Origin of the sequence: Companilactobacillus nodensis DSM 19682 = JCM 14932 = NBRC 107160 (genome assembly GCF_000615905.1) — a bacterium.
Classification (GTDB): Bacteria; Bacillota; Bacilli; order Lactobacillales; family Lactobacillaceae; genus Companilactobacillus; species Companilactobacillus nodensis.
The window spans coordinates 1-11933 of record NZ_BAMN01000038.1 but is presented as its reverse complement, the minus strand read 5'-3'; the positions used below and the strand labels follow the sequence as shown (position 1 = coordinate 11933).

9 protein-coding genes and 1 pseudogene are annotated in these 11933 nt (G+C 38.5%); 7 read left to right on the top strand and 3 right to left on the bottom strand.

Annotated features, from left to right (window positions below; translation table 11 throughout):
- The 5 genes from JCM14932_RS13590 to yaaA form a co-directional block, all read left to right on the top strand.
- The coding region (locus JCM14932_RS13590; RefSeq protein ID WP_025025342.1) for a YhgE/Pip domain-containing protein at positions 1–1765 on the top strand (1765 nt) is incomplete at its 5' end.
- The gene (locus JCM14932_RS13585) at positions 1765–2202 is read left to right on the top strand and encodes a hypothetical protein (RefSeq protein ID WP_025025341.1); all 438 of its coding nucleotides are present in this window, start codon (positions 1765–1767) and stop codon (positions 2200–2202) included. The genes JCM14932_RS13590 and JCM14932_RS13585, both read left to right, overlap by 1 nt.
- A gap of 6 nt (positions 2203–2208) precedes the next feature.
- Positions 2209–2910, top strand: a complete 702-nt coding sequence (locus tag JCM14932_RS13580; RefSeq protein ID WP_025025340.1) for a zinc metallopeptidase — start codon at positions 2209–2211, stop codon at positions 2908–2910.
- 162 nt (positions 2911–3072) lie between these two features.
- Complete coding sequence (gene cls / locus JCM14932_RS13575; protein WP_034543536.1) at positions 3073–4569, top strand: cardiolipin synthase; 1497 nt, start codon at positions 3073–3075, stop codon at positions 4567–4569.
- Between the two features lie 58 nt (positions 4570–4627).
- Positions 4628–5374, top strand: coding sequence for a peroxide stress protein YaaA (yaaA, locus tag JCM14932_RS13570; protein ID WP_025025338.1), 747 nt, complete (start codon positions 4628–4630; stop codon positions 5372–5374).
- A gap of 45 nt (positions 5375–5419) precedes the next feature.
- On the opposite strand, the gene JCM14932_RS13565 is transcribed toward yaaA, so the two are convergent.
- The 3 genes from JCM14932_RS13565 to JCM14932_RS13555 all read right to left on the bottom strand — a co-directional run bounded on the left by JCM14932_RS13565 (position 5420) and on the right by JCM14932_RS13555 (position 7000).
- Positions 5420–5800, bottom strand: a complete 381-nt coding sequence (locus JCM14932_RS13565; RefSeq protein ID WP_025025337.1) for a VOC family protein — start codon at positions 5798–5800, stop codon at positions 5420–5422.
- Between the two features lie 257 nt (positions 5801–6057).
- On the bottom strand, positions 6058–6363 hold the full coding sequence (locus JCM14932_RS13560; protein WP_025025336.1) for a hypothetical protein: 306 nt from the start codon (positions 6361–6363) through the stop codon (positions 6058–6060).
- 106 nt (positions 6364–6469) lie between these two features.
- Positions 6470–7000, bottom strand: a complete 531-nt coding sequence (locus JCM14932_RS13555; protein WP_025025335.1) for a TetR/AcrR family transcriptional regulator — start codon at positions 6998–7000, stop codon at positions 6470–6472.
- A 191-nt stretch (positions 7001–7191) separates the two neighbouring features.
- Between JCM14932_RS13555 and JCM14932_RS15715 the strand changes: the two are divergent.
- Positions 7192–9528: pseudogene (locus JCM14932_RS15715) on the top strand (ABC transporter ATP-binding protein/permease).
- Positions 9529–9798: 270 nt separating this feature from the next.
- Positions 9799–11907: an Ig-like domain-containing protein gene (locus JCM14932_RS13545; protein WP_025025334.1), complete on the top strand. Its 2109-nt coding sequence runs from the start codon at positions 9799–9801 to the stop codon at positions 11905–11907.
- The last annotated feature ends 26 nt before the right edge of the window (positions 11908–11933 follow it).

The following is an 11933-nucleotide window of genomic DNA, read 5'->3' as shown; positions in this document are numbered from 1 at the left end:
TGAGACTGCCATCAATAACGCCAATACCAACTTGATACCTAAGATTCAAAATGCACTACCAGTTATCAAGTCGACCATCGACACTGGACTCTCAATGGTTTATAACCTTGCTAAACAAATCAGTACTTCCGCAAGCAACATCAATACTTTGATCGACAAGATCAAGGATGATCCAAAGAATACTGAACTCAAAGAACAATTAAAGACTGTCATTCAAAATATGGCTGACAACGCTACACAATTGGCAACTGTCTCTCGTCAAGTTGCTTCAACCTTGACTGACCTACAAAACCTTTACAATAAGCTGGCTGACCAATTTGGTCGTGACCATACAACCGCCTTGGATACACCAATCAAGCATCTAAATGACTTGGCTGCTTTAAACGATACCTTGGCTGACCGTGCCAATGCCATCATTGACAACTTCGATAACTTGAGTACCGATCAATTACAATCCAAGCTAACTGATTTATCGACTCAAGCCGGCACTATCGCTGACAAAGTAAATGACGTCAAGAATCTAAAAATCATGGACTCTGTCTCCAACAGTATCGCTGACGTTAAGAATCTCTTAAGTGATGCCAGCAAGACACTCGGTGAAGTCAACACCAATGTTATCCCCGCAATTCCTGGACTTCTAAGCAATACTAAGGGAATCTTGCAAACAGCTTTGACATACTTACAAAAGTATCAAAAACAATTACCTGCTGTTGGTAACGAGATCCACGATGCCAATACTTTATTGAACGGAAATATGGGTAACATCACTACCGGTATCAATCTTGCCAATGACTTCTACAATAATGATTATCCTAACTTGAAGACGAAGTTATCCAAGGCAACCTTCTTCGTTCAATATCAATTGCCTGAAATAGAGAATCAATTGTCGACCGCTCTGAACTTAGTTAATTCAAAGACTCCAGAACTAGAACAATCTCTATCCGCAGCCAACGACTTCGCTGTCAATGACTGGCCACAATTGAAGAAGGACGTTCATCATTCAGCTAAGATACTAAAAGCCGGTGAAAAAGAGGTTGACCTCTCAGCTATCATCAAGTTGATGAAGGCCGATGCTAATACTGAATCTGACTTCTTCTCTAACCCTGTTAAATTAAAGCAAGACAATCTCTATGACGTTCCTAACTACGGTTCTGCCAGTGCGCCATTCTACTTGGCACTCTGTGTCTGGGTCGGCGCTTTGCTACTATCAAGTGTCTTCACAGTTCACTTCAAGTTAAATGACAGACAAAAGTACCGTTATAACTTCAAGCAACGATATAACGGCCGTTACTTAACCTTTGCCTCATTAAACTTGCTACAGGCTGTTGCCGCTACCTTAGGTAACATCTTCTTGATCAACACCTACGTTAAACAAAAAGTATTATTGGTACTATTCATGATGCTGGTAAGTTTCTGTTTCATATCGATCCTATATTCACTGGTTCAGATGTTTGGAACGGTCGGTAAAGGTATCGGTATTATCATTCTGGTGCTATCGATTTCCGGTGCCGGTGGTAACTTCCCTGTCGTACTATCTGGTGGATTCTTTAGACTTATTAATCCATATCTACCATTTACTTATGCCGTTAACCTGCTACGTGAAGCGGTTGGTGGAGTATACTGGCCAAACGCAACGAAGGATATCATTATCTTGGCAGCGTTTGGGATCGGCTTCTACCTACTAGGATTACTAACGACTGAGAAGTTGAAACCTTGGATCAATAAACTTCACAAGAGTGCTAAGAAGAGTATGATTATCGAATAATGACAAAATTAAAATCTTACAGACCATTCATAACCCAAAACTTTTTGTGGGAATTTCCTTCACATTTTAAGTTAAAAGAAGCTAGTGAATTTTTAAAAATGAGTATTGCCAACACAACGGGCTTCATCAGCCATACTGCCAAAAGTACGATGCGTGATACTAGTATTTACTGGTTCATTCGTGATAAAAGAACCAAAAAAATTGTTGCAGTTATCGCTATTGAAAATGTTGATAATGCATCGGGAAAACTTTCAATTCAACTATCTGATGATTTGAATGATGCAGATAAGACTGAAATTGCACAACGCTTGATCATGTTCGTTAAAGATCAGATCAAACTTGATACTTTGAAATTTGCGACTTTGGACAGCGTTATTCAAGAAAACTTCACAAAGAATGGATATAATATAAGCAACAAAGAATTAAAGAGGAGTTAACAATAAATGTACGGATATTACGGATATGGATTTGACCCCACTTTCATCTTAATTATCATTGGTTTAGTTATAAGTTTGTGGGCGTCATGGTTCGTCAAACATAACTTTAACAAGTACGACCAATATGACAGTCGTCGCGGCACTACTGGTGCTGAAGCGGCTCGATACATTCTTGATCAAGCTGGATTACAAAGTATCCAGATCAATCGTGTCAGTGGTAATTTAACTGACAACTACAATCCTGGTGACAAGACTTTGAATCTATCTGATTCAACCTATGGTTCGACTTCAGTTGCAGCTATCGGTGTTGCTGCCCACGAATGTGGACATGCGATTCAAGATCAAAAGAGTTACGCACCAATGCGCCTTAGGGCAGCTTTGGTACCTGCTGTTAATCTGGGATCACAAGCTTCGATTCCTTTGATCTTCGTTGGTATGATTCTAGGTATGAATCACACTTTGATCACTGTCGGAATCTGGTTGTTCGCACTAGTAGTCTTGTTCCAAGTGGTAACTCTACCAGTTGAGTTCAACGCTTCCGGTCGTGCCATCAAGATCTTGAGTTCAGGTGATCTACTGGAAAGTGACGAAGTGCCAATGGTTAAAAAAGTTCTTGGAGCTGCAGCTTTGACTTATGTCGCTGCCGCAATCTCTACAGCTTTGCAACTACTACGTCTGATTCTTATTTTTGGAAACAATCGCGATTAATAATATATCTATCAATAGCCATTCAGAATTTATTTCTGGATGGCTATTTTTGGTATACATACTAAATTACGTAATAATTCAAAATATCATCACTCAGGAAAATAGATTTTATTCAGAAATTGAGATAAACTCTTTAATATGAAATAGAGGGGAATTTATATCATGATTGATGTCTGGATTATTTGGTTAATATTAATTATTTTATTACTTAACACGATCTCAGCACTAATAACTGTCTTCCACAGACCCAGAAACATCGTTACAACTTGGGCATGGATCTTAGTTCTAACACTATTACCACTCTTTGGATTTCTAATTTATGCCTTCTTCGGGCGGGGAATCGCTCAAGAAAAGATCTTCAGTATCAGTAAACAAAAACACGTTGGTTTGGATCAGCTGAAATTAATGGAACTCGCTGACGAGGCTAAGCAAAAAGCTATCGAACGCCAAAACAGTGAAAAAGATTCCAGCAATCGTTCCGATCAGACTCATTACGCTGATCACATTATCAAGTTCTTCAATGAAACTGAAGAAACTCCATTAACGCGTCACAATGAAGTTGATCTCGTCTTTGATGGCAAAGAAAAATTTGAAAAGATGTTTGAAGATATTAGAAATGCCAAAGAAACCGTACATGTCGAATATTATGCCTTCATCAAGAGTGACATTGGTGAACAATTCCTCCAATTACTAACTCAAAAAGCCAAAGAAGGACTCGAAGTTCGTCTGCTATATGATCCCTGGGGATCAAATGGAACTCGCAAGAGCTGGTTCAAGGATTTTGTTGCTGCAGGTGGCGAGGTTCTTCAATTTATCACTTCTAAGAACGTTATTGCCAAGACTCGATTAAACTATCACTTGCACAGAAAAATCGTTGTTATCGACGGATGCGTCGGTTGGACTGGCGGCTTCAATGTTGGTGATCAATATGTCAACGTAACTGACAAGTTTGGTTACTGGCGTGACACTCACGTTCGAATTAAAGGTGTCGCCACTTTGCTGCTACAAGAACGTTTCTTCCAAGATTGGAATGCTTCCATCGAGAAGCGTGAAGAGGCACTGTCATTCCAAGAGAAATACTTCCCTTCTGATCGATTTGACATTGAGGACAATATTCCTATCCAGATCGTTACCGATGGGCCTGACAGACGTGAGGAAGTCCTCAAGGATGGATTTATCGACATGATCGTCAGCGCCAAGAAGAGTGTTTGGATCCAATCGCCATATCTAGTTCCCGACGATCCGATGTTCACTGCCCTAACGATCGCGGCCAGATCTGGCGTTGATGTCAGGATCATGATCCCTTGTATGCCTGATCACCCCTTCATCTACCGTGCAACTCAGTACTATGCCAACCTATTGACCAGTTATGGCATCAAAATTTATAGTTACCAAAAGGGATTCTTGCATGCTAAGGCTAGTGTCTTCGACGATAAGATCTGTACAGTTGGGTCAATGAATCAAGACTTCAGAAGTTATTCTTTGAATTTTGAAGCTAATGCCTTCATCTACGATGCCAAGATTGCTCACAAGATCTCTCGTGCCTTCGAAAAAGACATGAAAGACAGCTTGCTGATCACACCTGAAGTTATCAAGAGTCAAGGACACTGGTTACACTTCAAACAACGCTTCTCTAGATTGCTATCACCAATTCTATAAAATCAAAAAAGGGCTGATATCCTCAAATGGGTATCGGCTCTTTTAGAAGGAAATGTTCATGAAAATAATCATCGCTCCCGCAAAAAAAATGATCATTGATAATGATACTTTTGAATATGAAAACTTACCGCAATATCTCGATCAGACCAAACAAATACTCAGTAACATGCGCAAGCTTACTTATCTTGAAGCCAAGAAACTATGGGATTGCAGTGATAAATTAGCCGAACCAAATTATGAATGGCTACAAAAGCTTGATTTGAAACATCGACTAACTCCAGCCTTACTGGCCTTCAGCGGCATCCAATACCAATACATGGCACCAGACTTGTTCACTGAACCTGCACTCGATTATGTTCGTCAGAACCTGCGCATATTATCAGGTTTCTACGGGATATTACGTCCCTTCGACGGTGTGGTCCCTTATCGCTTAGAGATGCAATCGCGACTTAAGATTCCAAGATACAACAATCTTTACGAATTTTGGAACTCACAGATCTATGATGCTCTGTCAGACAGCAAAGAACCAATCGTGAACTTATCATCACAAGAATACGCCAAAACTATTACACCTTACCTAAGACCAAATCAAAAAATGATCGATATTGTATTCGGAAGTATGGCCGATGGCAAATTAAAAACCAAAGCTACCTTAGCTAAAATGGCACGTGGAGAAATGGTTCGGTTTATGGCTGAAAATAATATTACCCAAATCGATGATATCAAAAAGTTTAATCATCCCGACTGGAGATTTTCTGAATTAAAATCTAATGACAAACATTTGGTATTTGTCCATAACTCGTAAAAAGGTCCCATCAAGACAATGTCTTGATGGGACCTTTTTGAATTATTAATCACTTTCAACTACAGAACCTACGGCGAAATAATGATCTTCTGGATCAGAGAAATTAAATACTAATTGATCACCCTGAGCAGAAATCTCACTGATAGTATTAGCATACATTTCGATTTGATCATGTAAATCTCTAATATCATTCGTTAAAAACATCAATGATGGCATTTCTAATGACACCATTGGAGAATATTCCTTAATAAATTCAATATCATACAAATTGACATTAACTTGATCTAACACGCTTAACTTCAATTCGAAGCTGCCATCGATCATTTTGGTTTCTTTGATCAATCTTGCACCTAATGCATCTTGGAAAAACTTCGAAATCAGATCTACATTCTTAACATACAACATAACTTCTAACTTATTTAACATGATTTTCCTCCAAAAAAATAGGGTACACTACATTGAAAGTATACCCTATTCTTGAAAGGATTTATATCTTTTCATTACTTGTAAAATGAGCTTTACAAGAAACATTTTTAGTAATGTGAAGCATACAAAGGAGGAAGTCTTCCTGAGTGACAAAATTATCACGGCAGACTTCGAAGCTGAATCCAGGGTACCGCTCCCCAGATTCATCTTAAGTATGTAACCTTCGACTCACGATAACCAACAATTGCACTTAAAAACTAAATACGTTTTGTCATGCTGTCTGTGTTCTCGTACAACTGCTTCGCAATTTTCTTAACTGTTCTTCTGTGATACAGATCATTGCCTTGTCCCCAAAAGATAAAACTTAATGATACGTATAATATAGAAACCAAAATATCTAATAAGTCGAGACTCAATTGCTTAGTAATCAATAGCCACATAATAAATACTATCGATACCACCGGCACGATTGCTCCCAACCAACTGATTGAATTATTGGCTAAGACATATTTTTCAAGCATCAGAACTAATAATGATCCCACAACAAATACAATTTCTCTCATAGATACGTCCTCCCCTAAGTAACGTGTTTTTTGCACCATTAAAAATGGTAACACAGTTATTTTCAGAAAATAAGTGATAAGACTTACGTAAACGTATCCAAACAAATTAGCGTTTGATTCGATCTCTAAGTGATTGAATATCATCCGCAAAAACTAACGAAATAATCTTTTTTGTTACTTCATGCGGTGTGAGTTTCATCCCATCCTTGACCCATTTCTTCAAAACATTTTGAATCCCCGCCATCAAATATACATCTTGGTACTCATCAACGTTGGGGGCTTTGTCACCGAAGTCTTCAAACATCTTCTCCAATAACCGTGTTTTACCCTCCACAAAAACCAAATTGCTCAGACGTTTCCGATGGTAAAATTCATTCAAGACCATTTCCATCCCTTGTGACGGTGATTCAACATCACCTTCATTTAATGATTCAATAAACTCTGATTCGATTCCATCTACACAGTGATAGACATCATCATAATACCGATAAAAAGTCGTTCGATTAATATCTGCCATCTTACAAACTTCAGTGACAGTAATATTATTGATAGTTTTACTTTCCAGCAGCGATAACACTGCATCTTGAATGACCTGTCGAGTATATTGAGCTCGACGATTGTTCTTAATTCCTACCATATATTATTCTCCTCATATGCATTATTAATGCGACAGTATGTGGCATTATGTTACACTTACAACAAATTATTCATAATTGATGATTGTTTTTTGAATAAAATATTTCTATTATATGGAACATGGTGTTGCACTAATGGAATTCTAACAATTTCATATGGACATTACAAATCTAAACAAAAAGGATTAATTAAATGCTGGAACTTAAACATATTAAAAAGTATTTCTATGTCGGTGATTCCGTAACTAAGGCACTTGATGATGTATCTGTATCATTCAGACCCAAAGAATTCGTCGCGATACTGGGACCTAGTGGCTCTGGTAAAACTACTATGCTTAACGGCATCGGCGGTTTGGATATTTACGACTCTGGTGATTTGATCATTAAGGGTAAATCAACCAAGGACTTCTCCGAGTCAGACTAGGATGCCTATCGTAACAACTCAGTCGGTTTCATCTTCCAAAGTTACAACATTATTGGACACTTGAGTATTCTTGATAATGTTGAAATGGGAATGACTTTGAGTGGTGTTCCGACTGAAGAAAAAAAGGAAAAAGCTACCAAAGCACTCGAACGTGTTGGATTAGGTCCACACATGAACAAAAAACCTAATCAGCTATCTGGTGGTCAAATGCAGCGTGTGGCAATTGCGCGTGCAATCGCCAATGACCCTGAAATTTTACTCTGTGACGAACCAACCGGTGCTTTGGATACTGAAACCAGTGTTCAGATCATGGAACTGATCAAAGAATTATCTAAAGAACGATTAGTTATCATGGTTACTCACAATCCTGAACTAGCCAAACAATACGCTGATCGTATTATCAACTTCGCAGATGGTAAGATTCAAGACGATTCTAACCCCTATGTTGAAGATGAAAATAAAGATCGATTCGAATTGAAGAAAACAAAAATGACATTTTGGACTGCTCTTAAATTGTCATTTACCAATATCAAAACTAAAAAAGCTCGAACATTCCTGACAGCTTTTGCTTCAAGTATTGGTATTATCAGTATCGCTATCGTTCTGGCTTTGTCGTCAGGATTCCAGAAGCAAATTGACAAAACACAATCAAATACTTTGGCACAATTCCCCATTACCATCTCACAGGTCGCCTCAAGTCAAACTGCCCCATCAAGTACCGACAAGAAGCTGACTAAGGCTAAGAAGACCAAAGTTACTGCCAAGATGAGTCAGGCTGATAAATCAACTCACATCAACAAAATTACTAATAAATATCTTAATTACATCGGCAACATCGATCCAGATTTGAGCAAGACGATCACTTACACTTACTCAACTGGTATGAACTTACTAAGTAACGTTGATGGCAAAGTTAAAAACGTTACCTTCTCTAACACTGATAACAGCAATGCTAATTCAGCCAGCGCTATGCAAAATGCTATGGCAACTTCAACTGGTATCGGTGGTTCAGTTTACCCAGGTGGTAAAAATGGCCAAGCATTCTTAAAGAAACACTACAAAGTTGTTTCTGGATCAATGCCAACAACCGCTAATGATATCGTCTTAATCGTTGATACTGACAATTCTACCAACGTCAATGCCTTGAAGAACTTGGGCTTATCTGTCAAAGACGGACAAAAGCTCGACTTCGACAAACTAGTTGGTAAAGAAGTCAAAGTCGTCAATAACAATAACTATTACAAGAAATTAGAGACTGGCACTTTCCTACCTAACTCTGCCAGTGAAGACCTCTACAACAATAACGCCAATACGACTTTGAAAATCTCAGGTATCTTACGTGTTAAATCCAAGTCATCTGAAAACATCTTAGCCTCTGGTATTGCCTACAGTGACCAATTAACGAAGAACATTATCAACGACAACAAGAACTCTGATATCGTCACTGCTCAAAAGAGCAGCGATAAAAACGTCTTAACTGGTGCCAGTGTCGATGATGCTCAAACCAAAGCTACTTTGATCAGCTACCTCGGTGGTTCAACTACACCTTCAAGTATCATGGTCTATCCTAATAACTTTAAGAACAAAGATAAGATTCTCAAGTACTTAGATAAGTACAACAGTGGCAAAAAGAAAGCCGATAAGGTCATCTATACAGATATGGCTGGTTCTGTTTCTAACTTGACCGGCGGACTCATGGATGCCATCACTTATGTCTTAATCGCTTTCGCCGGAATCTCTCTAGTAACAAGTATGATCATGATCTCGATCATCACTTACACATCAGTCCTCGAACGTACCAAGGAAATTGGTATCTTGAAGGCACTGGGTGCCAGAAAGAAAGACATCACTCGTGTATTCGATGCTGAAACAACTATCTTAGGTGTCGCCTCTGGTGTTCTCGGTGTTGTTATCGCCTATCTAGCAACCTTCCCGATCAATTCAATCTTGAAGAGTATGACTGATTTATCTAATGTTGCACAATTGAATCCGATCCATGCAATTATTCTGATAATCGTAAGTACGGTCTTAACCGTGATCGGTGGACATATTCCAGCTCGAATGGCTGCGAAGAAAGATGCTGCGACAGCATTGCGTTCCGAATAATCAAATAAATTAAAGTCGTATATTCGTGAGAATATACGACTTTTTTTGTTTCTTAAAAATTAAAAGACTAATTATCAAAAAGTAATATATATAAATCAAATTATATACATCAATTTATTTATTAATTTATTGAAATCGCCGTCATTACCGTGATTGTGTAAACAAATTAAATCTATTATGGCTAAAAATCATATCAATAATTGGACACATATTTGTGTATTTATAAGGTATTATTTTGGTAAATAATACTCATGAGGAGGTCGCGTTAAAATGAAAAAAATCAAAAATAAGCTAGGCATAATTCTTATGTCGATCCTATGCTCCATGATATTAACTACCACAACATCTAATACCACTCATGCTGCATCTGTTACTACTTTTCCTACAAGTCTTATTGATCCGCTCAGCCTAAGCGACAGTGTTACTCCCCCTTCAAAAAATTACACTCCCACTGTTAATCCAGTAAAGATTCTAGGAATCTATTTAACATCCGGTTTTACTAAACAACCCGAAGCTCAATATGCCTTTGTTGGGCAAACAAAAACTATTTATACGAACTACACCATTTCATTGATTTCAGCCATGACTCTAGTTGTTCCACCCATCGGGGTAGGATTCTCTCCAATTTATCCATATGGTAGAGCTAATCATTTTGTCTGGTGGACGTACGATTCAAACGGTAATGCTAAATGGACTAAAGTGGGTCAGGACTCCAGCTCACTGACTCAAACCTTTACCAAAGAAGGTATGAATTACTATCAAGTTCAAGGAACGTATTACAACAAAAAAACTAGTATTCTACAGCTTTTCACCGATCTACTGGCCAGTACCATCACCAACGCTTATTCTGCTTACGGTAGTGTCTTTGTATTGCCAGCACCAGTCGACGCGACATCTCTACACGTTTACGCTGATAATTCATACCTGATGAACAATGTAACGGACAATAATAGTAGTGCTGAGGCTGATACAACGACAGTTCACGCAGACCCAACACCAACTAATGCGACTGGAACAATCACTTACAAGTCCAGTAATACTGATCTAGCAACAGTGGATCCTAATACTGGGTTGGTAACAGCTACGACTGATACTAGCAAAAGCGGAACCGTCAGAATAACAGCCACTATGCAAAACTACAATCTAGATGGTAATCCTTCCAATACTATTTCTGATTACACTGACATCGAAGTTGGCGGTGGATTAGATGACCAGACTGTCACAGAAGGTAAAAGTGCCACTTTCAAACTAAGAAGTTTTTCAAACGATTCTGGAACAACCACTGGCGCACAGTATGAAGTGACATCAGCAGACTGGTATCGCATTGAACCTAATAGTTCCAGCAGTGACGCCGGTAAATTAGTTTCATCCGGGGTCTCACCATCCTATACGACTGGTTTAACTAATTATGACAAAGATAATGGAGCTCTGTACTATCTCAAAATCAAAATCCATCAAGATGAATACACGCTTGATGGTCAAAATGTTCCTGCACAGGATTTTCAAATAGTTACTAACAAAGCTAAACTAAATGTTCAGCATGATACCACACCGAATGTAACCTTGATTGATAAAATCAAAAACAATTCGTATAGTGATTCCACGGATACCGACGATACGATCAATAATGTCAAAGAAGGTGACATTGTTACTTATACTATTAATGCCAAAGATTCAAATAAGAATACTTCCATTAAAAATGGCGACTTGCAGTTAGAAGTTCCAACTGGTAGTACCGTCAACTACGTGGACATCGACGGAATTATGACGACTGATTATACATTAGCTGATAATTTATTAACAATTTCCAATATCAATCTAGCTGATACGCTCGATCACAAAATCACCGTTGATACCATAACTGGTCCTACAGGTAACAGTAGTAGTTTTACAACTACGCCTAAATTCGTATCTCCCAATAATGATTTTTCAGCATCTGGAAATGCATTAACTATCAAGTATGGTTCCGATTCACTTCGATTGACCGCCGCTAACTTTGGATACGGAGCCATCAACAATAGTGGCTCTGAAACTTTAGTAAATCGGACAAATGACACGACCTTTTTTGATGCTCTGACAGTTGAAGATAATCGACGTGATAAGACACCGTTAGACCTATCGATTACGGCTACACCACTTACAAACGGGACAAACATTCTACCAGCCACTCTTAGATATTACTTTGATGAGAGTAACTTTAAGCCGTTAGGAACTGCACCTCAACTAATTCTCAGTACAACCAATAACCAAGCCTTGGGCAATATCAGTTGGACCAAAAACGATGGGATCAAATTGCATATCCAAAATGGTAATCAATACATCGGCACGTTCAAATCCAAGCTAACTTGGACAGTGACCGACTCCGTTACAGGAAGTTAATTATACTAACGGAAACACCCAGAAAT

What these genes read in the sequence shown, in the direction of transcription:
- JCM14932_RS13580 (WP_025025340.1), top strand. Translation starts at nt 2,209, where the DNA reads ATGTACGGATATTACGGATATGGATTTGACCCCACTTTCATCTTAATT.
- JCM14932_RS13585 (WP_025025341.1), top strand. Translation starts at nt 1,765, where the DNA reads ATGACAAAATTAAAATCTTACAGACCATTCATAACCCAAAACTTTTTG.
- cls (WP_034543536.1), top strand. Translation starts at nt 3,073, where the DNA reads ATGATTGATGTCTGGATTATTTGGTTAATATTAATTATTTTATTACTT.
- yaaA (WP_025025338.1), top strand. Translation starts at nt 4,628, where the DNA reads ATGAAAATAATCATCGCTCCCGCAAAAAAAATGATCATTGATAATGAT.
- JCM14932_RS13565 (WP_025025337.1), bottom strand. Translation starts at nt 5,800, where the DNA reads ATGTTAAATAAGTTAGAAGTTATGTTGTATGTTAAGAATGTAGATCTG.
- JCM14932_RS13560 (WP_025025336.1), bottom strand. Translation starts at nt 6,363, where the DNA reads ATGAGAGAAATTGTATTTGTTGTGGGATCATTATTAGTTCTGATGCTT.
- JCM14932_RS13555 (WP_025025335.1), bottom strand. Translation starts at nt 7,000, where the DNA reads ATGGTAGGAATTAAGAACAATCGTCGAGCTCAATATACTCGACAGGTC.
- JCM14932_RS13545 (WP_025025334.1), top strand. Translation starts at nt 9,799, where the DNA reads ATGAAAAAAATCAAAAATAAGCTAGGCATAATTCTTATGTCGATCCTA.